This is a genomic window from Acidimicrobiales bacterium, assembly GCA_022452035.1.
GTDB lineage: Bacteria > Actinomycetota > Acidimicrobiia > Acidimicrobiales > MedAcidi-G1 > UBA9410.
In genome coordinates, this window is sequence record JAKURV010000004.1 from 56,807 (window position 1) to 81,350 (window position 24,544).

Here is a 24,544-nt window from a genome sequence, read left to right on the forward strand (position 1 = left end):
CCAATCATGAGTTCGCTTTGGCTCGAACTCGAACGTGTCCTCGGCGAGGTCCAGAAGCCGGCCCGCTACATCGGATGTGAGGACGGGATGACCGTCCCGGTCCACCACCCGGACAGGGTGGCCTGGCTCCTCGTCTACCCGGACACCTACGAGGTCGGCCTTCCCAATCAGGGTCTACAGATCCTGTACGAGATCCTCAACGAACGGCCCGATGCGGTGGCCGAGCGGAGTTACGCGCCCTGGACTGACATGGCAGCCGTGCTCCGGCGTGAGGGGCTCCCGCTGTTTTCGGTGGATACCCACCGCCCGGCCGCCGACTTCGACGTGTTGGCTTTCAACTTGTCCGCCGAGCTCGTCTACACCAACGTCCTGGAATGTTTGGACCTGGCGGGAATTCCGCTCCGAACGAGCGACCGCAACGCCGGGCATCCGCTGGTGCTGGTGGGCGGGCACTGCTCTTACAACCCGGAGCCTCTGGCCGACTTCATTGACGCAGCGGTACTGGGCGACGGCGAAGAGGTGGTGGCCGAGATTACCGAAACGGTGACTGCGTGGAGGGCCGAAGGACACGGCTCCCGAAGCGGCCTCCTACGACGCCTGGCGAGCGTGCCCGGCGTGTACGTCCCCTCGCTGTACCGGGCGGAGTTCGATGAGGGAATCCTGACGTCGATCACCCCGCTGGACGACGCCCCGCCAGTGGTCGAGAAGCGCACGGTGGCCGACCTGGCCGACTGGCCATACCCGAAGCGGCAACTGGTGCCGCTGACCGAGGTGGTCCACGACCGTCTCAATGTCGAGGTCTTCCGGGGATGCACCCGGGGCTGCCGGTTCTGCCAGGCCGGGATGATCACCCGCCCGGTCCGGGAACGGCCCGCCGACCAGGTACGGACCATGGTGACTGAGGGCCTCCGCCGGACCGGCTATGACGAGGTAGCCCTGACGTCGTTGAGCACCGCCGACTTCAGCGGAATCGAGCAGGTGGTAGCCGAGACGGTGGCCGATGATGCCTGTGGCCAGGTGTCAGTCTCGCTTCCCAGCCTGCGGGTGGACGCCTTCACGGTGGGGATTGCCGCCGAGATCCAACGGGCTCGGAGGACCGGACTGACTTTCGCCCCGGAGGCTGGTAGCTGGCGTATGCGCCAGGTCATCAACAAGCTCATCAGCGAAGAGGACCTCTACGCAGCGGTGGAGTCGGCCTACTCACAGGGATGGCGCCGGGTGAAGCTGTACTTCCTGACCGGCCTGCCCACCGAGACCGACGAGGACACACTGGGGATCTTGGAGATGGCCCGACGGTGCGTGGAGGTGGGCCGGGTCCACCAGCACAACCCGTCGGTCACCGTCTCGGTCGGAGGCTTTGTCCCTAAGCCATTCACCCCGTTCCAATGGTTTGGGCAGAACACCGAGCGGGAACTCCGGCGCAAGGTCGGGCTCCTTCGCGACGAGCTGAAGCGCCGCCCGAAGACTTACCGGGGTGTCCAGTTGAAGTGGCATGACGCCCGGGCATCGGTGGTTGAGGGGCTCATGAGTCGGGGCGATCGGCGTCTTGGGGCGATCATCGAGGACGTGTGGCGATCCGGAGGCGTCTTCCAGGAGTGGAGCGAACACTTCGACATACGCCTCTGGGAGGATGCGCTGGATCGTCACGGGCTATCTCTTGAGGACTTCGTGTACCGGCACCGCACCGAGGACGAGGTGTTGCCCTGGGATCACCTGTCGGCCGGCCTCCACAAGGACTTCCTGTGGCAGGACTGGCGCGATGCCTTGGAGGCGGTCGGGTTGGAGGACTGCCGCTGGACTCCCTGTTACGACTGCGGGGCCTGTACCGGCTACGGGATCGAGCACGTGGTTGCGTCGGCCGTCCCCCCGGCCGGCGGAAGCCAGGGCACCGGTCAGGACCTGAGCACAGGGGGAACGGTGCCGGTCATGCTCCGAACGCGCCCGTCGGCCGACCAGAGTCCCGAAGCGGTGGGTGTGTAATGAGGGTTCGGATTCGCTTCCACAAGAAAGGCAAAGTCCGCTTTACGAGCCACCGCGACGTGGCCCGGATCTGGGAACGGGCGCTGCGGAAGGCTGAGGTGGCGGTGTCCTACAGCCAGGGGTTCTCCCCCCGGCCGAAGCTCTCGTTCGGACTGGCCCTGTCGACCGGTCACGAGTCAGAGGCCGAGTTCCTCGACCTCGAACTGGCCGGGGAGATCGCCGAGGCGGGGGAGTGGACCCCTGAGCGGGGTGTGGCGATGGCCGCTCGTCTGAGTAGCGCGCTGCCAGTGGGTCTCGACGTGGTCGCTGTGGCCCCTATCGAGAAAGGTGATTCGCTCCAGAAGGCCGTGATGGCCTGTACATGGTCTATCGAAGTCGACCATGTCGACCGGGCTGGAGCGGAAGCGTGGGTGGCCGACGTGCTGGCCCGCGAGGAGATCGTCGTCGAGCGCGAGCGTAAGGGACGGCCGGTGGTCGATGACCTCCGCCCCCACGTGCTTTCACTGGACGTCGCCGGGACGACGGAAACCGGGGTTCGCCTACTGGCTGACCTAGGGACCCAACCCCGAGCACTCAGGCCAACCGAGCTGTTGGCGGCGGTGGATCCGCCGCTCACGGCGCGAACTGTGTGCAGGATGCACCAATGGATGTCGCAGGGAGACGACCGCGAGGAGCCGCTAATGGCCCCGGTCTGCCCTGCCCCGTCGGCGAGCGTGTCGACGTGATGAGAAGGGAAACAACCAATGTCCGAGAATACGGGCGACGAGCGACGGACCGAAGCGGTCCGTCCGTCCGACACAACGAGCAGCGGAGCGGCTGAGGCGTCACTGGCTCCTAAGGTCGGTGATAGCCGACCGGCTCCTAAGGTCGGTGATAGCCGACCGGCTCCTAAGGTCGGTGATAGCCGACCGGCGGCCGGTGGAGACAGCGGCGACGGCCAACCGGGCTCCGGCGGAGGGCGTCGACGTCGACGACGAAGGGGCGGCCGCGGTCGCAGTGGCGGGGGCCAGCAGGGCGACAACCAGGGCCGGCAGGGCCGGGGTAATCGTCCCGTGGAGGCCGTTACCGATGATGGACCGTTAGAGCTGGACGAGGACACCCTCAAGCGACGACGAGGCCGGGAGCGGCGAGGCAAGCCAATCGGTCGGTACCTCATGTGCGTCAGTGTCAACGGCGGCGTGACCCAGATCGCCGTGCTGGAGGGGCGACAGCTCATCGAGCACTACCTGTCTCGTCCGGCCGACGACGTCAGCGAGATCCACGGCAACGTCTACCTAGCCAAGGTCCAGAATGTGCTGCCCGGCATGGAAGCGGCGTTCGTGGATATCGGCACGCCTAAGAACGCAGTGCTCTACCAGGGCGACCTCCAGTACACAGACACCGACTTCGAGGGCAAGGGCCGGCCTCGCATTGAGCAAGTCCTGAAGTCAAAGCAGACGATCCTGGCTCAGGTCACCAAGAACCCGATCGCCCACAAGGGGGCCCGGCTGACTCAGGAGGTTTCCCTCCCCGGCCGGTTCGTGGTGCTGGTGCCCAACAGCACCACCTATGGGATTTCCAAGCGCCTGTCAGATTCCGAGAGGAAACGCCTCCGGTCGATCTTGGATCGAACCAAGCCCAAGCAGCACGGGATCATCGTGCGGACGGCCGCCGAGGGCATCACCGCTGAGGAGATCGAGCGAGACGTCCGTCGCCTAGTCCAGCAGTGGGAGGAGATTGAGGCCCTGTCCGGGCGGTCGCAATCCCCGAGCCTCTTGTACCGCGAGCCCGAAATGGCCTTCCGGTTCATCCGCGAGGAGTTCAACAAGGACTTTCGAGGCGTGGTCATCGATGATCCGGAGATGTTCGAGAGGGTCCGGACCTACGTGGAGAGCGTCAACCCGGCCCTGGCAGACCGGATCACCTACCACGACCCGGAGACCGAGTCCCTGCCCCTGTTCGAGCGCCACCACGTGCACGAGCAGCTGCGTAAGGCTCTGGATCGCAAGGTGTGGCTGCCATCGGGCGGATCGCTGATCATCGAGCACACCGAAGCCCTGACGGTGATCGACGTCAATACGGGTAAGAACGTTGGGCGGTCGAGCCTTGAGGAGACCGTGTTCCGAAACAACCTGGAAGCTGCCGAGGAGATTGCCCGCCAACTCCGGCTCCGTGACATCGGCGGCATCATCGTGATCGACTTTGTTGACATGGAGGTCAAGGCGAACCGGGAGGCTGTGGCCACCACGTTGCGTTCTTCCCTGGGTCGGGACAAGACCCGGACCCAGGTCTTCGATATCTCCGAACTGGGCCTAGTGGAGATGACTCGCAAGCGGATCGGAGAGGGCCTACTGGAGTCGTTCGCCACCGCGTGTGAGGACTGTCGGGGTCGGGGTCGGATTCTGGACGACGACCTCCTAGCCGGATCAGGTCGGGCAGGCCGCCGGTGAGCGGTATTGGACCGTGCTGCAGGTAACCGTCACTCTGGAGGCGGTGGCGCCATCGATGGCCCCGGATAACCTGACCGCACTATGTACGCAGTGATCGCCACTGGTGGAAAGCAGTACCGGGTCGAGGAGGGCCAGCGGGTTCTCGTCGAACGCCTGGGAGCCGTGGGCGGCGACGTCGAGTTGACCCCCGTGATGGTGGTGGACGGCGACGACGTGTTGGCTACCCCGGAGGCCCTCGCCGGTTCGAGCGTGTCGGTCCGCATCGTGGGAGACGCCAAGGCACCCAAGATCAGGGGCTTCACCTACAAGAACAAGAGCAACCAGCGTCGCCGGTGGGGCCACCGCCAACATTTGGCCGAGATCGAAATTACCGGGATCACGAGGGGCTAAAGACATGTCCAAGACCAAGGGCGGCGGCTCGACCCGCAACGGCCGCGACTCCAACGCACAGCGACTAGGGGTCAAGGTCTACGACGGCGGTCGGGTTAGTGCCGGCAGCATCCTGGTCCGGCAGCGGGGCACCAAGTTCCATCCGGGCCACAACGTGGGCCTGGGCGGCGACGACACACTGTTCGCCACAGCCGACGGCGTGGTGAAGTTCGGCCGACGGGCTGGCCGCAAGCTGGTGGACGTCCTCACCGACTGACGCGACCGGATCCCAGTCGCCGTAGCCGAGCGATGGAAGACGCACCGCCTGGCGGTGCGTCGTTTCGCGTTTAGGAGCCGACGTCCAGCCCGGCCGGAAGCCGCTCGGCGTTCCACCCAAGGAGGCGGGTGGCAATACGACAGGCATAACGGTCGGTCATTCCACCCACGTAGCGAACGGCAGCCAACCGGACGGCATCGGAGCCCGAGTGGTCTTCGAAGCCGTGGAGGGCGTCGGTCGGGAGGTCCCCCGGGGCCGTCGTGAAGTGGTCGACGAGGGCCCGCAACAGTGCGATGACCCGCGATGCCTGGTCGAGGGAGGCAGGACGCAGATAGATCCGCTCGTAGTCAAAGGCCCGAAAAGCACCGAGGGCAGCCGCCGTGTCGTGGTCCATGCCTATGCGGCCCCTCGACGCCGACGGGCCGACGACTCCGTCGATAAAGGCGGACAGTTGCTCTCTCCGGGCGGTGCCGCACCGTTCGCGCACCACCGCCGGAAGATCGGCGGGATCCACGATCCCCGTGTGAACGGCATCTTCAAAATCGTGACAGACGTACGCAATTCGGTCGGCCCAGCTGACCACCTCGCCCTCTGGGGTGGCTGGCGCCGGGCGCGACCACGAATGGTTACGGATCCCATCCAGGGTCTCCCGGCAGAGGTTCAGCGGAGCCAGGGTTACGTCAGCACCCCATTGGGCATGGTCATAGCCACCGTCCACGTAAAGGGAGAGAGCGTCTTCGCTAGCGTGCCCGCCTGGTCCGTGGCCGCAGTCGTGACCGAGGGCAATGGCCTCGGTGAGGGGCACGTTTAGTCCGAGGCTTCCGGCGATCGCTCGGGCTACCTGGGCTACTTCTAGGGCGTGGGTGAGACGGGATCGTTGGTGGTCCTCCGGGAAGACGAAGACCTGGGTCTTTCCGGCCAGCCGTCGGAAGGCGGTGGCGTGGAGGATTCGGTCACGGTCCCGCTCGAAGCAGGTTCGGAAAAGATCGGGAGCCTCCTCGACCAGGCGGTCACCGGCTCCAGTGGCAAGGGTGGCGCCGTCAGCCAAGAGGCTCACTTCCCGCTCTTCCCGGGCCGGTCGATCCACGGTTCTCGGGAGACCGACTGTGGCCCAACTGTCGTAGTGGGCGGTCCGGATCTGATCGTCGCCGTGCCCGTCCATGGTCGAAGCCCACAGGGCAGCCCGTGGAGTCTCCGGGGGGCTTGCGGCGTTGGCGTCGTATTGGGGCACCGAACCACCCTAGGGAGGCCGGGAGTTCATCGGGCTCGCTGGAGCCGCTCAGTAGGCTCGCAGCATGTCCCAGTTCGTCGATGAATGCGGGCTCAACGTTCGCGGCGGCGACGGTGGGGCGGGCGCGGTGTCGTTTCGCCGTGAGGCCCATGTCCCGAAGGGTGGCCCAGACGGCGGCGACGGCGGCCATGGTGGATCGGTCTGGTTGGAGGCGGACCATAACGTGGCCTCACTCCTGGCCTTTCGCGATCACCCACACCGGCGGGCCGACAATGGCACCCACGGTTCAGGCGGCAAGCGCCACGGCCGGGCGGCCGAGGACCTAGTGATCAAGGTCCCGGAGGGGACCACAGTGCGTGGCCTGTACAGCGGCGAGATACTCGCCGACCTCGTGCAGCACGGCGACCGCTGGCTGGGGGCGGAGGCCGGACAGGGCGGGCACGGCAACGCCAAGTTCCTGAGCAACCGTCGACGGGCCCCCGGCTTTGCCGAACAGGGCGAGGAGGGAGAGGAGCACTGGCTGACCCTGGAACTCCGACTGATGGCCGACGTGGCGCTCGTCGGCTACCCGAATGTGGGCAAGAGCACCTTGATCTCGAGAATCTCGGCTGCCAAACCGCGGATCGCCGATTACCCGTTCACCACGTTGGAGCCCAACCTCGGGGTGGTCCGTTCCGAGGGCTGTCCCGAGTTCGTGGTGGCCGACATTCCGGGCCTCATCGAGGGGGCTAGCGAGGGACGGGGTCTGGGCCACCGTTTCCTACGTCACGTTGAACGGGCCCGAGTCCTGCTGGTGCTAGTAGACCTAGCTCCCACCGCCCTGGAGGAACCAATCCGCCAGCTTGAGGTGATCCTGGGAGAGTTGCGCGCCTACCAACCTGAGCTCCTCGAGCGCCCTCGCCTGGTGGTTGGATCCCGAGCCGATGTGGCGGAAGCAGGTGTGACCTTCGACGGGGACCGCCTGTCGGCCGTTACCGGGGAGGGCCTGGAGTCGCTGGTCCACGCGCTGGGCGGCCTAGTGGAAATCGCCCGGTCTGCACCCCCCGAAAGGCCCGCCGTAGTGGTCCATAGGCCTCCCACCGAAGACGTGGTGGTGGAGCGAGGTGAGGACGGGACCTGGGAGGTCGCGGACCGCAGGGTTGCCCGGGTGGCAAACCTAAACGACCTAACCAACCCCGATGCGCTGGACTATCTCCACGACCGCCTGAAGAGAATGGGCGTCGACCGGGCCCTGGCCCGAGCAGGGGTGCGTGACGGGGAACCGGTCCGCATCGGTCGACTCGAGTTCACTTACGAAGAGGGCTGATGGCAGGCCGGAACGACACCGCAGTAGTAAAAATCGGCACCTCGTCTATTACCGACGACGAGGGCGTCATTGACCGCGCCATGGTGGCCAAGCTGTGCGACGAGGTAGCCGCTCTACGGGCGACGGGCCGTCGAGTGGTCGTGGTGACGTCGGGGGCCATTGCTGCCGGCCTGCCCGAGTTGGGCCTGGGCGGCGACCGCCGCCCCCGAGACCCGGTGACCTTGCAAGCCGTGTCGGCAGTCGGCCAGGGCGGCCTCATTCGCGCCTACCGGGAGGAGCTAGGCCGACATGACCTGACCGTCGGCCAGGTCCTCCTAGCCCCGCTGGACTTCTTCGTGCGAGCCCAGTACCTACACGCCCGTGGCACTCTGACCCGCCTGTTGGAGCTGGGGGTCGTGCCGGTTGTGAACGAGAACGATGCTATTGCCGACGACGAGATCCGGTTCGGCGACAACGACCGCATTGCTGCCCTGGTGGCCCACCTGGTGGGAGCCTCCACGCTGGTCCTGCTGACCGACACCCCAGGGTTGTTTACTGCCGATCCTCGTCTGGACAGCGAAGCGTCCCTGATCGAGGAGATCGTGGAGATTGACCACGAGCTGGAGGGCCTGGCCGGGCGGGGAGGCTCGATCCGGGGGAGCGGAGGCATGGCCTCCAAGTTGGCGGCGGCCAAGATCGCCAGTTGGTCGGGCGTCCGCACGGTGATCGCCGACGCGGGACGGACCGGGGTAATGGTCGACTCCTGCGAAGGGGTGGTCGGCGTGGGCACCGTGGTCAGGGCCCGGGAGGCCACGCTGGGGGCTCGGCGCCTGTGGATCGCTTTCGCTGTCGGATCCTCGGGTCGGATCACCGTGGACGCCGGGGCCCGCCGGGCTCTGGAGGAGCGTCGGGTCTCGCTGCTGCCGGCCGGGGTGGTGGCTGTGGAGGGTTCCTACGAAGCCGGCGCGGCGGTTGAGGTCTGCGACATTGAGGGGACGGTATTTGCCAAGGGCATCGTGAAGCACGATGCCGGGTTACTACGCGCCCATCTGGGCCGGCGGTCGGCCGACCTGCCGGAGGGTATGGCTCACGAGGCCGTCCACGCCGATGATCTGGTGGTACTCCCCACTTGACCCGCTGCCGGATTGGTCAGCGTGTTCGTATTCGCCGAACAGGGGCCAGGACGAGGTCGGCTTCGGCGACCCCGGTAGCTCGCGCGACCAGCACGTAGGCCGACCCGGCCAGCAACAGCCCAAGGGGCGCGAGGGCCACGTCGGGAAGGTCCGACGTCCCCCAGCGGACAGCCAGAGCCACCACAGCGGCGACAGCCGTGGCGGGAGCCAGCCGAGACATCACCGCTGACGGACCCGGCAGGCCAGGTAATGCGGTCCGACAACGGCGGGCCAGTAGAGCCAATTCCACCCACGCCGCCATGGCCGAACCGAGGGCCAGGCCCACCGCCCCCAAGTGCGGGTCGGGTGAACCGCTCCGGATCCCTGACCCCAGCGGTCCGAACCAGCCACCCTCAGTGGCCACCGAACCCAGGACGGCTCCGTGTACGGCGATCCGGTCGAGCGGGAACATCAGGGTCACGCCCACGGCGACGGCTAGCGCCACACGGAGCGCGGCGATCCGGGCCGGCCCGGCGGTGTCGCCCATGGCGTAGAGCGTGTTTTGGTGGATACGCGATGAGGCCACAGCGGGAAGGCCGAGCGAGTAGGCAGCTAACACCAGGGCCACCACTCGGGCGTCGTCGGAGTCGAATGCTCCCCAGCCGAAGAGGGCTCCGACGATGGCCTCTCCCAGAACCAAGTAGGCCACGGTGGAAAAGGCCACGAAGAAGGCGGTCCGCCGACGGGCGGCTAGGGCACGCTCGGCTAGTCGGAGACGGCCCTCGGGCCGGGACATCTCGGGAAGCTCGGCGGCCGCCACGCTGGTGGCAAACAGGGCAATGGGTAGGCCGTAGAGCATCTGAGCCGATAGGAGGCCGGCCACGGCACCAGTTACCAGCAGCGAGGCCAGGACCAGGTCCAGGTAGCCGGAAAGCTGGAGGACACCCCGGCCGAGCACGGCGGGCCCGAATCGGCGCCGAACCTCGGCCACCGCCGGGATCCCACGTCCCAGTGACGGTCGGAGATCGGGGGCCAGGCGCCAGACGGCAAGCGCCTGAACGCCGAACTGGAGGGCACCACCAGCCACCAGTCCCCAGGCCAGGGCCACAGCGGCCTGGCGGGGCGACCAATCGCCGAAAGCCGCAGCGGCCAGCACGGCAATCTGGGCGGCGTTCCAGAGCACGGGGGCCACGTAGGGGAGGAAGAAACGACGATGGCTGTTGAGCACGCCGAGGCACCAGGCGGAGAGCACCAGTAGGCCTAGACCACCGGTGGTGATCCGCATGAGGTCGACGGTGAGGTCTAGCCGTCGCCCTTCGAAGCCAGGGGCCAGCAACACGGTGATGGGCCTGGCCAACACGATGGCCACCACCACCAGACCGCCGGCTAGCGCGGTAAGAAGGCCGGCCACCGCTCCGGCGACTCTTCCGGCCTCGTCGTCCCGGCCTTCACCGAGCAGCCGGCTGTAGACGGGGATGAACGACGCAGATAGGGAGCCCTCACCGAGCAGGTTCTGGAGGAGGTTCGGGATCCGCAGGGCGGCGGCGAAAGCGTCGGCCGCCGGGCCGAGGGCCAGAACTGACCGGAGGAGGGACTCGCGGACCAGGCCGGCCAGACGAGACAGGGCAATGCCGGAGGCGACCGCCGAAGACCCGCGTGGAGAGCGAGGGTTTACTGGGTCGCCGGCCGCCGGGTCCATCGGGGCCACGGTACCCGCGGCCGTTCGGCGTCCCGGGCCGCCTCGGTAGCCTTCTAAAGGTGAGCGAGACCACCACTGTTCCCGAACTGGCCCGTCGGGCCAGGACCGCTGCCCCGGTCTTGGCCGCGGCGACCACGGCCAAGAAGGATTCCGGCCTCCTGGCGGCAGCTGATCACCTAGAGGCCGACCGGGACGGGATTTTGGAGGCCAATACCCAAGACGTGGCCCGGGGAGAGGCCGATGGGATGGCCCCCGGCTTCCTCGATCGCCTGAAGCTGGATGCCGGGCGGGTCGCTGGAATGGCTTCTGGACTGCGTCAGGTTGCCAACCTCCCCGATCCTGTGGGTCAGGTGACCGCGGAATGGACCCGCCCCAACGGCCTGCACCTGACCAAGGTCCGGGTGCCCCTGGGCGTGGTGGCCATGATCTACGAGAACCGTCCCAACGTAACCAGCGATGCCTTTGGGCTCTGCCTGAAGGCGGGCAACGTGGCCTTCCTGCGCGGTTCGTCCGGAGGCCTGGAGTCAAACCGGGCTATAGCGGCCAGCATCCGGTCGGCTCTAGTAGACGTCGACCTCCCAGCCGACGCTCTTGTCCTGGTCGAGGACGTGAGCCGCGAGGCCGCGGTGGAGTTCATGCAGCAGCGGGGCTACGTGGATTGCCTAATTCCCCGGGGCGGGCCGTCGCTCATCCGGTCGATCCTGGACAACGCCACGGTTCCCTACGTGATTGATGGGGACGGGAATTGCCACGTCTATGTCGACGAGTCGGCCGACCTGGACATGGCCACCGAAATCCTGGTGAACGCCAAGATGCAGCGTCCCTCGGTGTGTAACGCGGCGGAGAGCCTGGTGGTGCATGCTGGGGTAGCCGATCGCTTCTTGCCCCGGGCCGTCGAGGCCCTGGTAGGCGTGGATCTGGTGGGCGATGAGCGGGCTCGTGCCGTGGTTCCCGGCATGGGAGAGGCCAGCGAGGACGACTGGAGCACTGAATACGCCGACCTGAAACTATCCGTGCGTGTGGTCGACGACCTGGACGAGGCCATCCGGCACGTCAACGAGACCGGATCGGGACACAGCGAGGCCATTGTCACCGCCGATGAGCAAGCAGCGGCCCGCTTTACCGCCGAGGTGGATGCGGCGGCCGTGGTGGTGAACGCCTCGACCCGTTTCGTAGATGGTGAGGAGTTCGGCTTTGGCGCCGAGATCGGGATCAGCACCCAGAAACTGCACGCAAGGGGGCCCATGGGTCTCGAACAACTGACCACCGAGAAATACGTGATCCGTGGTGATGGCCAGACGCGTGGCTGACCAGGCGTCGGCCGCCCGAGTCCGGTGGGTGTGGCCAAGTAACCGGTCGGTAGCCTGATCACCATGGCCGACCACCGCTTCGCCGACGTGTCCGGCATCCGCAAGGCTCTTTCCGATGCCAAGTACCTAGCCGACGACGGAACCGCAGGGATCGTGTACCTGGCCGACCGCCTAGGCAAGCCCGTACTGGTGGAGGGACCGGCGGGAACCGGCAAGACCCAACTGGCCAAGAGCGTGGCCGAGATCACCGGTGCCCGCCTGATCCGTTTGCAGTGCTACGAGGGCCTGGATGAGTCCAAGGCCCTATACGAGTGGAACTACAAGAAGCAGCTGTTGCGCATCCAGGCCGAGGGCGACGGCTCCAGCTGGTCTGACGTCGAAGAGGACCTCTTCTCCGAGGAGTTCCTTCTCACCCGACCATTGCTGGAGGCCATCCGGGCCGAAGAACCGGTCGTCCTGCTGGTTGATGAAGTGGACCGGGTGGAGGTAGAGACCGAGGCTCTCCTGCTGGAGATTCTCTCCGAATACCAAGTGTCGATCCCCGAACTGGGCACCGTGGAGGCCCGCCAGGTGCCGTTGGTCTTCCTGACCTCCAACGGGACCCGGGAACTCTCCGAAGCCCTGAAACGCCGGTGCCTCTACCTGTACATCGACTACCCCGACCTAGAGCGGGAGCGGGAGATCGTGTCGGCCAAGGTCCCCGGTGTGGACGAGAACCTGGCTGACCAGGTGGCCCGCATCGTGCGCTCCATCCGCCAACTGGACCTCAAGAAGGATCCGTCGGTGTCCGAGACCCTGGACTGGGCTCGGACACTGGTTCTTCTGGGCATTGATCAGATCGACGCCCAGACGGCGACTGACACGGTGAACGTGCTACTCAAGTACCGCACCGACATCGACAAGGTGGTCAAGGAGTTCGCCGATAACCCGGCTGAACTGACCGACACCTCTGCCTGAGGTCTACGGAACAGTCCGGCCGGTGACCGTTACCGCACCGACGGTAGAACCGTCGGCCGACCAGCCACTGCTGGACCTCCTGAGCGGGTTCATCTCCGAACTCCGCAACGCGGGCCTCCCGGTCAGTCTGACCGAGAACCTCGACGCCATGGAGGCGGTCACCCACATCCCGCTGGAGGATCGTGAAGCCTTCAAGTACGCCCTGGGCGCCACGCTGGTCAAGAACCACGCCCACTGGCGGGCCTTCGAGGTGGTGTTCGAGGTCTACTTCTCATTGCGAGGCCCGGAGTACTCGATCGTAGACGCCGGTCAGTCGGGCGATCCCGCAGTCGACGATACCGACGAAGCAGATATGGCGGGTGACGGTCAGGCCGGTAGCGGGGGTGGCGGCATGTCGGCCCTCACCCCGGAACAGCTGGCCGAGATGCTGTTCAAGGCCCTGATGAACGGCGACGATGCCATGCTGCGGGCCCTAGCCCGCCAAGCTGTGATGCGCTTCGCCGGGATGGAGCCCGGCCGACCGGTAGGCGGCACCTACTACCTGTACCGGACACTCCGGAATCTGGACCTCGACGGGATGCTGGACCGGCTCATGGAGGCGGCTCGCCACGAGGCGCCGAACGACCTGACTCGTCTGGAAGAGCACCTGGAGCGAGACGAGTTCCGGGACCGCTTGGACCGCCTCAAGCAGGAGATCGAGGCGGAAATACGCAGGCGCCTGGTGGCCGATCGGGGAGTGGAGGCCATGGCTAAGACGCTTCGCAAGCCACTACCCGAGGACGTGGACTTCATGCACGCCTCTCGGGAGGAGTTGGCCAACCTGCGCAAGGCCATCTATCCGCTGACCCGGAAGCTGGCCGTCCGGCTGGCCCGCAAGCGCCGCCACGGCCGCAAAGGACCGCTGGACTTCCGCAGCACCATGCGCCACTCGTTGAGCTACGGCGGGGTCCCGGCCGAGCCCAAGTTCCGGTTCCCCCGTCCAGCCAAGCCGGAGATCATGGTGGTAGCCGACATCTCGGGGTCGGTGGCGGCCTTCGCTCGCTTCACCCTTCATCTCGTCTACGCCATTAGCAGCCAGTTCTCCAAGGTTCGGTCCTTTGTGTTCATCGACGGACTGGACGAGGTCACCGGCTTCTTCGAGGGTGTGGAGGACATCGGTGAGGCTGTGCACCGGGTAAACACGGAGGCCGACGTGGTCTGGGTGGACGGCCATTCGGACTACGGGCACGCCTTCGGCGTGTTCTGGGAGAAGTACGGGAAAGAGGTGGGGCCCAAGACGACAGTCCTGGTGCTCGGTGACGCCCGGAACAACTATCACGCGTCCCAGTCGTGGATCCTCAAGGAGGTCCAACACCGGGCTCGGAAGGTGTTCTGGCTGAATCCCGAGCCGAAGGCGTACTGGGATACCGGCGATTCGATCGTGGGGGAGTACGGCACCTGGTGCGAGGGTGTGCACGAGGTTCGGAACCTGCGCCAGTTGGAGGGGTTCGTCGAGAATCTGGTCTGAGCCGCACCTGGGCGACGCCGATGACTCAGCGGGTTCCGTTGCGTAACAGCTCGGCCAGGCGAAAGGCCAGGTCGAGGCTCTGGCTGCCGTTCAGCCGGGGGTCACACATGGTTTCGTAGCGACTGCCGAGGTCGGCCGTCTCCACCGCGGCTCCCCCTCCGAGACACTCGGTGACATCGTCGCCGGTGAGCTCCAGGTGAACGCCACCTGGATGGGTGCCAGAGAACCGGTGGGCGGCAAAGAACCCGGAGACCTCGGCCAGGACGTCATCGAAGTGTCGGGTCTTGCGACCATCATCGGCGGTGAAGGTGTTCCCATGCATCGGATCGCAGACCCACACCACCGGATGCCCGGCCTCCTTGACGACATCTAGAAGGGGTGGCAGGCCGTCCACGACCCTGGTGGCTCCCATGCGGGCGACCAGGGTGAGGCGGCCCGGGACGTCATCCGGGTTGAGGGTTCGGCACAGGGCCAGCACATCGTCGGCGGTGGCACTCGGGCCCAACTTGCAGCCCAGCGGGTTCCCGACGCCCCGTAGGAACTCCACGTGGGCGCCGTCCAACTGGCGGGTCCTTTCACCGATCCACAACATGTGGGCCGAGCAGTCGTACCAGTCGCCGGTCAGCGAGTCACAACGGGTCAGGGCCTCCTCGTAGTCGAGCAGGAGGGCTTCGTGGCTGGTGTAGAAGTCGACCTGGCGGAGGTCGGCGAGGGTGTCACTGTTGACCCCGCAAGCCGACATGAACTGAACAGCCCGGTCGATCTCGTCGGCAAGGTTCTCGTAGCGTTGCCCGGCCGGGCTGTCGCCCACGAACTCACGGTTCCACTGGTGGACCCGCGAGAGGGAGGCGAACCCGCCCTTAGTGAAGGCCCGCAACAGGTTCAAGGTAGCGGCGGCTCGGTTGTAGGCCAGAAGGAGTCGTGCGGGGTCGGCGGCCCGTTCGTCGGCCGTGAACCCGATGTCATTGACGATGTGGCCCCGGAAGGAGGGGAGCTCGACACCGTCCACCGTCTCGGTATCGCTGGACCGGGGCTTAGCGAACTGGCCGGCGATCCGACCGACCTTCACCACGGGTACGCCGGTGTAGTACGTGAGAATGACCGCCATCTGGAGGATCACCCGGAGCCGGTCACGAATAGAGTCGGCGGACGTGTCGAAGGATTCGGCACAGTCGCCGGCCTGGAGCAGAAAGGCCTGACCTTCAGAGACGGCGGCCAGTTTCTGAGTGAGCTCTCGGGCCTCGCCAGCGAAGACCAATGGAGGGAGGTCGCCCAGCTGGTCGAGGACCTGGTGGTGGGCGTCGGCGTCCGGCCACTGGGGCTGCTGGAGGGCCACGCGGTCACGCCAGGACCGGGGGGTCCAACCGGCATCAGACCGCGAAGAGGTGGCTGTATTCACGGCTTTAGCCTACGGGCGACCCGTCAGGGGGCCGCAGGTGTTTTCCCGGCCCATTGGTGCCGACGGGCCGGAATCAGGCGGCGTCGATGACCTCGGTGGCCCGGTCGCGCACAGTGATCACGGCACGCTTGACCAGACGCCGGGCGGCTTCGGCAGTCACACCCAGGTCTTCGCCAACCTCGCGGTAGCTGCGTTTGCGCCCGTCGGTGAGGCCGAAGCGTTGCTCGACGGCATAGCGGGCACGATGGTCCAGTACATCGAGCAAGCGAGTAGCCATCTCGTTCTCGGCCATGGCCATGACCTGGAGCTCGGGGCCGTCAGCGGAATCGGGGAGGAGGTCGACCAGTTCGTTGCTGTCGTCGTCGCCGATGGTGCGGTCCAGCGAGGTTGGGGTGGTCAGTCGGTGGAGTCGGGCGTGCTCCTCGTCAAGTTCGTCGCCGTTGCCGGAAACGGCACGCAGGGCGGCCCGAAGGCTGGCCGAGCGGTCGCCGGGGAGACGGACCAGGCTGGCCTTCTGGTCGAGGGCCCGGCCGATTGCCTGGCGGATCCAGAAGGTGGCGTAGGTCGAGAACTTGAAGCCCTTCCGCCAATCGAACTTGTCGACCGCGTGTTCCAAACCAAGATTGCCCTCCTGGATGAGGTCCAGAAGCTCCATGCCGGGGGGCAGTGGGTAGCGGCGGGCCACGCTCACCACCAGGCGCAGGTTGGCCCGGATGAAGCGGTCCTTGGCCCGGTCGGCGGCCCGGATAGCACGCTTGACCTCGCGACCGGTCTCTCCGGCCTCCTCGCGAGCTCGGGCGTCAGCCCCAGCTTCGATGATCTGGGACAGTTCCCGTTCCTCCTGGGCGTTCAGGAGGGGAACCATGCCGATCTCGTTCAGATACTGGCCTACAGAATCACTCATGTTCTCTTAATCTCTTTTTCTTCTCTTGGTGGGGCACACGACGCGCGCCGTTGCCGCTCAGGGATTTCAGGGAAACTGATCTGCCGACCGGACCGCTCGTCGTGGCGGCTCCAGCGACTTCGTATGACACATATTCAAGCACAGAAGGCACCCGCTGTGAAGGGTCTAGCGGGGTGACATGGGGCTCACCTTCTCGTATTGATGCCCGTTTGGGCAGGTCAACGAATGTGTACGACGATTCCATGACGAACGGGGTTGACCGGGAGAACGGCGGTGGTTCGGTAGCATCGGCCCGTGCCCGGCTCCGCGCCCTCCGTCCCGCCGCGTCGGATCGGCATCCTCGGCGGCACTTTCGATCCACCGCACTTCGGCCACTTGGCAGCTGCCCGAGAGGCCCTCAGGGCGTTGGACCTAGACCTAGTGACCTTTGTGGTGGCCAACGACCCGTGGCAAAAGACTTCCCTGACCGGGGATGGGGTGGTGGAGGAGGTGTCCCCAGTGGGCATCCGCCTGGCCATGGTCGCTGCAGCAATCGACGGTATGGACCGCGTCCAGCTGGATGACCGGGAGGTACGACGAGGTGGGCCGTCATACACAGCGGACACCCTGGCCGAGTATCGCACCGACCACCCGGAGGCGGAACTGTTCGTCCTAGTGGGCAGCGACGTGGCACCCGGGATGGACACCTGGGTGCGACCCGAGGAGGTCCGCCGCCGTGCAACGATCGTGGTGATGGAGCGGCCGGGACACGAGGGGAGCCACCCTCCCGCCGGCTGGGTCCACCAGGTCCTCGATGGCTCCTTTCCGGACCTGGCCGGCACCGACCTCCGGCGGATGGTGGCGGCGGGCCAGAGTCCGGAATCTGCCGTCCCGCACGGGGTGGTGGCCGTCATCGCTGAGTACGGCCTCTACGGGGCCGGGCAATGACCGAACCCGTGGACGGTGATACCCCGCCGGACGACGATCGGCGTCGTCTGGCACCACCCCTACCCGCTGGGTGGCGGTGGGGGTTTCCGACCTTCCTGGTGGTGGCCCTGGTCTGGGCGGTGGTGCTCCTGGTTGACGGGCTATCAACAGTGCTGGACAGCGAGGGCGATGAGACCCGAGAGGCGGTGACCGATCCCTCAGCGCCGGGCTTCGAGGCATTCGTCGAGCAGACGTGGTCGATGCTGGTGGCCACCGAGGACGGCGACGGAGAGCTGGTGCAAGTGGCGGTAGTGGCGGCCACCGACCGGGCGGGAGGAGGAGGGACAATCCTCTTGGTCCCGCCGGAGGTGATGGCACAGGGCTGCGAGGCCTCGCCATGCCGTTTGGCGGAGCGCCACCGCGAGGGCGGGATCGACCATGTCCGGGAAACGGTGACCCGGTTGCTGGAGGTTGAGGTGACAGCTGCCGTACTGATGACTCCCGACCGGTGGACCAGCCTGGCCGGACCAGCGAGCCCCGTGTCCGTAGACCTGCCCATCGACCTGGTGGCCACGGCGAGTGACGGTACGACGGTGGTCCGGTTCCCGGCGGGTCGGGTGGACGTAGCCCCATCGGACGTGGTGGACCTCCTGGCATTTCCCGATGATGCCGACGGGCTGGGGCGGCTAGAGCGACAGAGCGCCTGGTGGGCCGCGTGGCTGGTACGGGTGGGCATCGGGGATCCGTTGGAGAACCTCCCGAACTTGGAGTTAGAGCTCGTGGATCTGATGGCGTTGGTGGCCGGAGGCTCGGTCCGGCTAGCGGACCTGCCGTGGACGGCGGTCGAGACGGATCTCGGCTCTCAGTTGGTCACCGATAAGGGGATGGTGGCCGATCTGGCAGTGCAGATGTTCCCGTTTCCGATCCCGTTGGTCCCCGGGCAGCGACCGACGGTCCGGCTGCTGAACGGAACCGGTGATCCCTCCCTCGACTCCCCAGCGCGCGAGCGGGTACTCCGGGCCGGGATGGATTTGTCCGTGGTAGGGAACTACCGCCATGACGGCGTGATCCAGACCCGGGTTGTCTACCGGGATCTGGTCCTGGCTGAGGCAGCCAACGATCTGGCGGCCGCCCTCGGCGGGGGCACCCTGTTCGACGAGAAAGCCAGCCCGGTGACCGACCTGACCGTGGTAATCGGAGCCGACTTCTGGCCTGCGGGCTAGCGTCTCATTCTTGTGCCCGAGCCGACCCTGACCGACTCCACCGAGCCCACCCTGGCCGACTGGGCCCGCCGGGCGGCCCAGGCAGCCGACGACAAGCTCGGGCGAGACACGGTGGTAATCGAAGTCGGCGACGTCCTTGCGATCACCGACTTCTTTGTGATCTCGGGTGGCGGGACGGTTCGGCAGGTCCGGGCCATCGCCGATGAGGTTGAGGAGCAGCTGACCCTCTTGGACGGTCCAAAGCCGGTCCGAGTAGAGGGCCGGGATGACTACCGGTGGGTCCTCATGGACTTCGGGGGGTTCGTGGTCCACCTGCTGGACGAGGAGGCCCGGGCCTTCTACGACCTGGAACGCCTGTGGTCGGACTGTCCCCGCCTGGAATGGCAGCCCGCCTGACCGATCAGCCTGGACGACGACGGTGGACGGTCACCGTTACCGCCCCCTCGTCGTCGACCTCGGTGCGAGCGTCGACCCCCCAGTGGCGGGCTATTAGTTCCGGGGTGAGGATCTCGGCCGGACGACCGTCGGCCACCAGCCGGCCGGCATCCAGGACGGCGATCCGGTCGGCGAACTGGCCGACCACCGATAGGTCGTGCAGCGAGCCGACCACGGTCAGGTCCCGTTCGGACCGGAGCTCGGCGACCAGTTCCAGTACCTCCAACTGGTGGCCGAGGTCCAGGAACGAGGTCGGCTCATCCAGCACCAGGACCGGTGTCTCCTGGACCAGGGCCCGGGCCACTACCACCCGCTGACGCTCTCCACCCGACAGCGAGTCCACGGCCCGGTCGCTGAACGGGGTGAGGTCCAGGCGGTTAAGGACTGCGGCGGTGGCGCGACGGTCGGTGGCGGAGGCCGAAAACCGGAGACCCTGGTGGGGGGATCGCCCGAGGAGGGCGTAGTCGAATACCTGCATGCCCGGTGGGATCACGGGATGCTGGGGAACCACGGCCAGAAGTCGGGCCCGGCTCCGCCCGGAGGGTTCCGAAGTTCTCACTGACCCGACCCGGACCGTCCCCGAATGTGCGACGGTGCCGGCCAGGACGCGCAGCAACGTGGTCTTACCAGCGCCGTTGGGGCCGACGACCGTAGTCCAGGACCCGGCGGCCACCTCCAGGTCTACGCAGTCGACAACCGTCCGACCTCCCAGGTCCACGGAGACCCCTGACCAGGACACGCCGATGGCCGTTGCCGGATTACTCATGAGGCCATCTGCCGACGGAGGATGACCAGGAAGAACGGGGCCCCGACGAAGGCGGTGATGACGCCGATAGGGAGCTCGGCCGGGGCCTGGACGGTCCGGGCCACCACGTCGGCTAGGGCAAGGAAGGCGCCACCGAACAGCAGGGACAGGGGGATGACCCGCCGATGGCTGGCGCCGGCCACCAGACGAACCGCGTGGGGAACGACAAGGCCGACAAATCCAATGAGTCCGCTAACTGCCACAGCGGCCGCCGCACCCAGCGATGCGACGGCCAGGATGGCCCGACGGGCGGCACGGGGTCGCAAGCCGAGCGTACTGGCCTCCTCGTCGCCTACGGCCAGGACGTCCAGGGGGCCGACGGCCAGCACTAGGCCGACCACACAGACCGCGGCGTAGGGGAGAAGTAGTCGCACCTCGGCCCATCCGGCGGTGGACAAGCGACCCAGGATCCACGCGAAGACCTGCTGAAGAGTCTCGGAGTTCTGCTGCTGGACGAAGGTCTGGATGGCCGTGAAGAAGTTGGCTACAGCCACCCCGGCCAGGATGAGGGTGGTTGGTGAGCCGACCCGACCTCGACGGACGCTCAAGGTACCGGCTGCCGTGACGGCCATCAGGGCCCCGGCGAAGGCGACCAGTGGGACGGGGTCGACACCAAGGACCTCCCGGAGCTCGGCCACGATGGCGATGGTGGCGCCCAGGCCCGCCCCGGCAGCAATTCCTAGCAGGTAGGGATCAGCCAGCGGGTTCCGAAAAACACCCTGGTAGGCAGCCCCAGATCCAGCTAGCAGCGCTCCCACCAGTAGACCCAGGACCACCCGGGGTGCCCGGAGGTCCCAGACAATGGCCCGGTCGGCGGCCGACAGGGATGAGTCGACCTCCAGAAGAGGCAACCGGTCAAGAAGTTCCCGGATTACTTGTCCGAGGGGAATGGCTACCGGTCCGGTGGCCACACCGATCACAGCCGAGACCAGGACGGCACCAACCCCGGCCAGGAGCCAGCGAATCCCGAGGAGCGACCGTCCGTCACCCTCGGGGTTTAGCCGGCCTGCCTTGGAGGTCATCGGGGGGATCCGGATCAGCTCAACTGATGGCGTTCACCGAGTCGACGATGACCCGGAGAAGGTGGACTATCCGCGGGCCCCACCGGGAGGCCACATCGTCGTCCAACTCGATGACGGTGCCGTTGGTCACCGCAGTGAGCGTCTCCCAGCCCGGGCGCTCGGCCACCGTGACAGCTGTCTGGCTACAGCATCTGGTGTCGGCCAGGAAGATCAGGTCGGGGTCGGCGTCGAGCAGGTACTCGGCTGACAGTTGTGGGTACCCCCACGAGGCACCGTCCGGGTCGGCGGCGTCGGCTGCGTTGACCAACCCAGCCAGGGCATAGACCTCGCCAATGAACGTCGACGACGTCACCGTGTAGAGGGTGTCGTCCAACTCGTGGTAGTAGCTGAGCGGTTCGTCCCGTTCCTGGACTGAAGCCGCCAGTTCGGCCATCTCGGACTGCATGCCAGCCACAAGAGCGGCCGCCTCGTCGACATTGCCGGTAATGGCACCCAGAGCTGTGATCTGGTCGTAGGTGTCGGCCAGCGTGTACGCCGCACCCTGCAGAAGGGTGGCAACCCCGGCGGCTTCCAATCCGGCCACTACGTCGCCCGGATCGTAGGAGAGGACCACCAGATCCGGGGCAAAACCGAGGATGGCCTCGACGTTGGGCTGGTAGCCACTCAGGTCGGTGGTCGGTGCTTCGGCGGGGTAGTTGGACATGGAGTCCACGGCCACGACACGGTCGCCGGCGTCGATGGCGAACAGCATCTCGGTGGCCACGGTGGAGATCGACACGATGCGTTCATGACCGGCAGGTTCGGCGGCGGCCGGTACGCCAGACATAGCGCTGGAGGCCTCGGCGCCGCCACAGGCCGCGATGACGACGACCAGGAGCGGGCCAAGGATCTTGTGGGCCATCACGGTGGGTCCTCCTGTCGTCGAGGTGTGGTCGCCCGATCGACAGGACCTTTGTCCGTCGGCCGAACCGATCCCCTTGCCTCGAGGGTGTCTGGTTCGCACGGCGGAAGCTGGTTCGGACTCGCCGCCGCCGAAAGGCGACGGCATCACCGCTGCGGGACAGTGCCGGGATCACACCGGACTTCGGTCCTCCGACCGCACCGGGATTGTATAGCGGGGGAGGGCCTACGAACGGAGGAGGCGTTGGATTGCTGCCACAACCTCTTCGACCGTCTCGTCGGCGGTGTCGCCCCCTTCCTGAACGGCCTCGCTCACGCAGTGCCGAATGTGCTCGTCTAGGAGAGCCACCCCGACGCCCTGCAGCGCCTTGGTCACCGACGAGATCTGGGTTAGGACGTCGATGCAGTACGTGTCCTCGTTGACCAGGCGTTGGAGGCCGCGGACCTGGCCTTCGATCCGGCGGAGCCGGACGAGGAAGTCATCCTTGGAGGGGGAGTAGCCAACCATAGGGGTAGGGGGTATCGTAGCGCGGCGAGCAATGGACACCACGCCGGACGGATGGAACAGGTGACGACGAGGACGATCGACCTTCCAATCGACGGAATGACCTGTGCCGGGTGTGCGGCCCGGATCGGTCGTGGATTGTCGGAGCTAGATGGGGTGGCCGATGCCCAGGTCAACTTCGCCACGGAGCGGGCGACCATCTCCTACCACCCGGAGAAGGTGGACCTTGGGGCCTTTGATAAGGCCGTTCAGAGACTCGGATACAAGGTGGTAGTCGAGCCGTTGTCGGAGGGGGTGGTGGACGACCGCGAGGTGGACGGTTCTAACCGGCGGCTCATCCTGGCCGGCGCCCTCACCGTTCCCGTTGTCTTGCTCTCCATGGTCTCGGCGCTGGACTTTCCGGGTATCGAGTGGGTGATCGGCTTTTTGGCCACACCGGTCGTGTGGGGGGTCGGGTGGCCGTTCCACCGGGTAGCCATCCACAACCTCCGCCACCGGGCAACCACCATGGACACCCTGGTCTCGATGGGAACGGTGGCCGCCTGGGCCTGGTCGGTTATCGCGCTGGTTCTGGGGCGCGGCCACATCTACTTCGAGACGGCGGCCGTCATCGTGGCCCTAATCCTGTTCGGTCGATGGTTGGAGGCTCGGGCCCGTCGTCGTTCCGGAGACGCCCTCCGGGCACTGGCTGGCCTGAGTGTGAGGGAGGCCCGCCGCAAGGACGGCACTCTGGTACCCGTCGATGATGTCCGGGTCGGCATGCGGCTGGTAGTTCGCCCCGGCGAGAAAGTCCCGGTGGACGGCCGGGTACTGGATGGATCGTCCACCGTGGACGCCTCGATGATTACCGGGGAGCCGATGCCCGTAGTGGTGGGCGTAGGTGACGAGGTGGTTGGTGCCACCATCAACGGGAACGGCGCCCTGACCATCGAAGCCGTCCGTGTGGGCCCGGAGACTGTCCTAGCCCAGATCATGCGGCTGGTCGAGCGGGCCCAGGGCTCGACGGCCCCCATTCAGCGACTAGCCGACCGCATCTCGGCCGTGTTCGTCCCGACCATCCTCGTTGTGGCCTTAGCTACCGTGGCCATCTGGCTGTTAGCCGATGGCTCGGCGGGGGAGGCGTTCACGGCGGCCGTCGCCGTCCTCGTCATCGCCTGTCCGTGCGCCCTCGGTCTCGCTACGCCCACGGCGATCATGGTGGGTACCGGTCGGGGCGCCCAGCTTGGGGTGATCGTGAAGGGAGGCGAAGTGTTGGAAGCCACCCGTCGGATCGACCACGTCGTCTTGGACAAGACAGGCACGGTCACCGAGGGGCGCATGTATCTCGAATCGGTGGTGGCGGCATCGGGGACTGATCCCGACGTTGTGTTGCGTCGTGCCGCTTCGGTGGAGGCGGCCTCTGAGCATCCTGTGGCCATCGCAGTAGCTGCCGCCGTTGCTGACCACGACCCGATTGAAGGCTTCGAGAACCTCCCGGGCCTCGGTGTGCGGGCCATGGTCGACGACCGGGTTGTGCTAGTCGGCCGCCGTCTGCTCTTTGCCGATGTGCCTACCGACCTGGACCAGGCCCTCGACGACGCCGAGAATGCTGGACACACCGCTGTGGTGGTCGGTTGGGACGAGACGGCCCACGGCGTCCTGGTGGTGGCCGACGAACTCCGTTCCACTAGCGCCGAGGCGGTGGCCGGGCTCCGCGCATTGGGCCTAGAGGTGACGTTGCTGACTGGCGACAATGAGCGCACAGCACAGACGGTGGCGACGGCTGTCGGCATCGACCGAGTGGTGGCCGGGGTGTTGCCCGACGGCAAGGAGGCCGAGGTTCGGAGCCTCCAGGAGGCCGGATCGGTGGTGGCCATGGTGGGGGACGGGATCAACGACGCACCGGCCCTAGCCCGGGCAGACCTAGGTATTGCCGTGGGCACCGGGACCGACGTGGCCATCGAGGCCTCGGACCTGACCGTGGTATCCGGTGACTTGCGGGTAGTGGTGGACGCCATCGCCCTGGCCCGCAGCACGCTGGCCACCATCAAGGGCAACCTTTTCTGGGCCTTCGCGTACAACGTGGCCGCCGTTCCGCTGGCCGCCGCCGGCTTTCTCAGCCCCATGGTCGCTGCAGGGGCGATGTCGTTCTCATCAGTGTTCGTGGTTGCTAACTCGCTGCGGCTGTACCGGTTCACCGGCCACCGCGAGGCAGAGGTCGTCCTAAGTGGAGCTAGAGGGAATTGAACCCTCGACCTCTTCCATGCCATCGATGGTACGGATCGACCAGCAGAGCTCTCGGAAGGGTCC

The 24,544-nt window shown here is 66.6% G+C and carries 22 protein-coding genes, 1 pseudogene and 1 riboswitch; of the genes and pseudogenes, 14 read left to right on the forward strand and 9 right to left on the reverse strand.

What is annotated here, in order from left to right; translation table 11 throughout:
* The first annotated feature begins 6 nt into the window (after positions 1–6).
* From MK181_02745 to rpmA, 5 genes are all read left to right on the forward strand, one after another.
* Positions 7–1,980, forward strand: a complete 1,974-nt coding sequence (locus tag MK181_02745; GenBank protein ID MCH2418711.1) for a TIGR03960 family B12-binding radical SAM protein — start codon at positions 7–9, stop codon at positions 1,978–1,980.
* Positions 1,980–2,705, forward strand: coding sequence for a TIGR03936 family radical SAM-associated protein (locus MK181_02750; protein MCH2418712.1), 726 nt, complete (start codon positions 1,980–1,982; stop codon positions 2,703–2,705). The genes MK181_02745 and MK181_02750 overlap by 1 nt, the downstream gene beginning before the upstream one ends.
* A gap of 327 nt (positions 2,706–3,032) precedes the next feature.
* Positions 3,033–4,409 (forward strand): Rne/Rng family ribonuclease, encoded by a 1,377-nt coding sequence (locus tag MK181_02755; GenBank protein MCH2418713.1) that lies wholly within the window; start codon positions 3,033–3,035, stop codon positions 4,407–4,409.
* Positions 4,410–4,490: 81 nt separating this feature from the next.
* Complete coding sequence (rplU, locus tag MK181_02760) at positions 4,491–4,799, forward strand: 50S ribosomal protein L21 (protein ID MCH2418714.1); 309 nt, start codon at positions 4,491–4,493, stop codon at positions 4,797–4,799.
* Positions 4,800–4,803: 4 nt separating this feature from the next.
* On the forward strand, positions 4,804–5,055 hold the full coding sequence (gene rpmA / locus MK181_02765) for a 50S ribosomal protein L27 (protein ID MCH2418715.1): 252 nt from the start codon (positions 4,804–4,806) through the stop codon (positions 5,053–5,055).
* Positions 5,056–5,125: 70 nt separating this feature from the next.
* Here the strand turns inward: rpmA and MK181_02770 are convergent, their stop codons facing one another.
* Complete coding sequence (locus tag MK181_02770; protein ID MCH2418716.1) at positions 5,126–6,286, reverse strand: HD domain-containing protein; 1,161 nt, start codon at positions 6,284–6,286, stop codon at positions 5,126–5,128.
* Between the two features lie 64 nt (positions 6,287–6,350).
* On the opposite strand from MK181_02770, the gene obgE reads away from it, so the two are divergent.
* Together obgE and proB are read left to right on the forward strand one after the other, a co-directional pair.
* Positions 6,351–7,592 carry a GTPase ObgE gene (obgE, locus tag MK181_02775; protein ID MCH2418717.1) on the forward strand — a complete coding sequence of 414 codons (1,242 nt, stop codon included), beginning with the start codon at positions 6,351–6,353 and terminating at the stop codon, positions 7,590–7,592.
* Positions 7,592–8,704 carry a glutamate 5-kinase gene (gene proB / locus MK181_02780; GenBank protein ID MCH2418718.1) on the forward strand — a complete coding sequence of 371 codons (1,113 nt, stop codon included), beginning with the start codon at positions 7,592–7,594 and terminating at the stop codon, positions 8,702–8,704. Before obgE ends, proB begins: the two co-directional genes overlap by 1 nt.
* 16 nt (positions 8,705–8,720) lie before the next feature.
* Here proB and murJ read toward each other — a convergent pair whose 3' ends face one another.
* Entirely contained in the window at positions 8,721–10,382 is a 1,662-nt protein-coding gene (gene murJ, locus MK181_02785; GenBank protein MCH2418719.1) for a murein biosynthesis integral membrane protein MurJ, read from the reverse strand.
* 59 nt (positions 10,383–10,441) lie between these two features.
* Here murJ and MK181_02790 point away from each other — a divergent pair, with 59 nt between their 5' ends.
* The 3 genes from MK181_02790 (at position 10,442) to MK181_02800 (ending at position 14,156) form a co-directional block, all read left to right on the forward strand.
* Entirely contained in the window at positions 10,442–11,692 is a 1,251-nt protein-coding gene (locus tag MK181_02790) for a glutamate-5-semialdehyde dehydrogenase (GenBank protein MCH2418720.1), read from the forward strand.
* A 63-nt stretch (positions 11,693–11,755) separates the two neighbouring features.
* Entirely contained in the window at positions 11,756–12,649 is an 894-nt protein-coding gene (locus MK181_02795) for a MoxR family ATPase (protein MCH2418721.1), read from the forward strand.
* A 22-nt stretch (positions 12,650–12,671) separates the two neighbouring features.
* Positions 12,672–14,156, forward strand: a complete 1,485-nt coding sequence (locus MK181_02800; protein MCH2418722.1) for a VWA domain-containing protein — start codon at positions 12,672–12,674, stop codon at positions 14,154–14,156.
* A 25-nt stretch (positions 14,157–14,181) separates the two neighbouring features.
* On the opposite strand, the gene MK181_02805 is transcribed toward MK181_02800, so the two are convergent.
* On the reverse strand, positions 14,182–15,555 hold the full coding sequence (locus MK181_02805; GenBank protein ID MCH2418723.1) for a 3-deoxy-7-phosphoheptulonate synthase class II: 1,374 nt from the start codon (positions 15,553–15,555) through the stop codon (positions 14,182–14,184).
* Between the two features lie 73 nt (positions 15,556–15,628).
* Positions 15,629–16,459, reverse strand: a complete 831-nt coding sequence (locus MK181_02810; GenBank protein ID MCH2418724.1) for a sigma-70 family RNA polymerase sigma factor — start codon at positions 16,457–16,459, stop codon at positions 15,629–15,631.
* A gap of 294 nt (positions 16,460–16,753) precedes the next feature.
* On the opposite strand from MK181_02810, the gene nadD reads away from it, so the two are divergent.
* The gene (nadD, locus tag MK181_02815) at positions 16,754–17,386 is read left to right on the forward strand and encodes a nicotinate (nicotinamide) nucleotide adenylyltransferase (protein ID MCH2418725.1); all 633 of its coding nucleotides are present in this window, start codon (positions 16,754–16,756) and stop codon (positions 17,384–17,386) included.
* 243 nt (positions 17,387–17,629) lie between these two features.
* Here the strand turns inward: nadD and MK181_02820 are convergent.
* Positions 17,630–17,791, reverse strand: a pseudogene (locus tag MK181_02820) (response regulator).
* A 482-nt stretch (positions 17,792–18,273) separates the two neighbouring features.
* On the opposite strand from MK181_02820, the gene MK181_02825 reads away from it, so the two are divergent.
* Positions 18,274–18,588, forward strand: a complete 315-nt coding sequence (locus MK181_02825; GenBank protein ID MCH2418726.1) for a LytR C-terminal domain-containing protein — start codon at positions 18,274–18,276, stop codon at positions 18,586–18,588.
* Positions 18,589–18,600: 12 nt separating this feature from the next.
* On the forward strand, positions 18,601–18,984 hold the full coding sequence (rsfS, locus tag MK181_02830; protein ID MCH2418727.1) for a ribosome silencing factor: 384 nt from the start codon (positions 18,601–18,603) through the stop codon (positions 18,982–18,984).
* A gap of 4 nt (positions 18,985–18,988) precedes the next feature.
* On the opposite strand, the gene MK181_02835 is transcribed toward rsfS, so the two are convergent.
* The 4 genes from MK181_02835 to MK181_02850 form a co-directional block, all read right to left on the reverse strand.
* The gene (locus MK181_02835; protein ID MCH2418728.1) at positions 18,989–19,789 is read right to left on the reverse strand and encodes an ABC transporter ATP-binding protein; all 801 of its coding nucleotides are present in this window, start codon (positions 19,787–19,789) and stop codon (positions 18,989–18,991) included.
* A complete protein-coding gene (locus tag MK181_02840; protein MCH2418729.1) occupies positions 19,786–20,850 on the reverse strand; it encodes an iron ABC transporter permease in 1,065 nt (354 codons plus the stop codon). The genes MK181_02835 and MK181_02840 overlap by 4 nt, the downstream gene beginning before the upstream one ends.
* A gap of 19 nt (positions 20,851–20,869) precedes the next feature.
* Positions 20,870–21,751, reverse strand: coding sequence for an ABC transporter substrate-binding protein (locus MK181_02845; GenBank protein MCH2418730.1), 882 nt, complete (start codon positions 21,749–21,751; stop codon positions 20,870–20,872).
* Positions 21,752–21,835: 84 nt separating this feature from the next.
* Positions 21,836–21,971, reverse strand: a riboswitch (cobalamin riboswitch).
* Between the two features lie 5 nt (positions 21,972–21,976).
* On the reverse strand, positions 21,977–22,258 hold the full coding sequence (locus MK181_02850) for a metal-sensitive transcriptional regulator (protein ID MCH2418731.1): 282 nt from the start codon (positions 22,256–22,258) through the stop codon (positions 21,977–21,979).
* Positions 22,259–22,318: 60 nt separating this feature from the next.
* On the opposite strand from MK181_02850, the gene MK181_02855 reads away from it, so the two are divergent.
* Positions 22,319–24,481, forward strand: coding sequence for a heavy metal translocating P-type ATPase (locus MK181_02855; GenBank protein ID MCH2418732.1), 2,163 nt, complete (start codon positions 22,319–22,321; stop codon positions 24,479–24,481).
* Positions 24,482–24,544: the final 63 nt, after the last annotated feature.

Coding starts and splice junctions, on each gene's coding strand:
- MK181_02825 (MCH2418726.1), top strand. CDS start 18,274: ATGTTCCCGTTTCCGATCCCGTTGGTCCCCGGGCAGCGACCGACGGTC.
- obgE (MCH2418717.1), top strand. CDS start 6,351: ATGTCCCAGTTCGTCGATGAATGCGGGCTCAACGTTCGCGGCGGCGAC.
- MK181_02845 (MCH2418730.1), bottom strand. CDS start 21,751: ATGGCCCACAAGATCCTTGGCCCGCTCCTGGTCGTCGTCATCGCGGCC.
- MK181_02810 (MCH2418724.1), bottom strand. CDS start 16,459: ATGAGTGATTCTGTAGGCCAGTATCTGAACGAGATCGGCATGGTTCCC.
- MK181_02850 (MCH2418731.1), bottom strand. CDS start 22,258: ATGGTTGGCTACTCCCCCTCCAAGGATGACTTCCTCGTCCGGCTCCGC.
- MK181_02840 (MCH2418729.1), bottom strand. CDS start 20,850: ATGACCTCCAAGGCAGGCCGGCTAAACCCCGAGGGTGACGGACGGTCG.
- proB (MCH2418718.1), top strand. CDS start 7,592: ATGGCAGGCCGGAACGACACCGCAGTAGTAAAAATCGGCACCTCGTCT.
- rpmA (MCH2418715.1), top strand. CDS start 4,804: ATGTCCAAGACCAAGGGCGGCGGCTCGACCCGCAACGGCCGCGACTCC.
- MK181_02750 (MCH2418712.1), top strand. CDS start 1,980: ATGAGGGTTCGGATTCGCTTCCACAAGAAAGGCAAAGTCCGCTTTACG.
- MK181_02835 (MCH2418728.1), bottom strand. CDS start 19,789: ATGAGTAATCCGGCAACGGCCATCGGCGTGTCCTGGTCAGGGGTCTCC.
- murJ (MCH2418719.1), bottom strand. CDS start 10,382: ATGGACCCGGCGGCCGGCGACCCAGTAAACCCTCGCTCTCCACGCGGG.
- rplU (MCH2418714.1), top strand. CDS start 4,491: ATGTACGCAGTGATCGCCACTGGTGGAAAGCAGTACCGGGTCGAGGAG.
- MK181_02745 (MCH2418711.1), top strand. CDS start 7: ATGAGTTCGCTTTGGCTCGAACTCGAACGTGTCCTCGGCGAGGTCCAG.
- MK181_02795 (MCH2418721.1), top strand. CDS start 11,756: ATGGCCGACCACCGCTTCGCCGACGTGTCCGGCATCCGCAAGGCTCTT.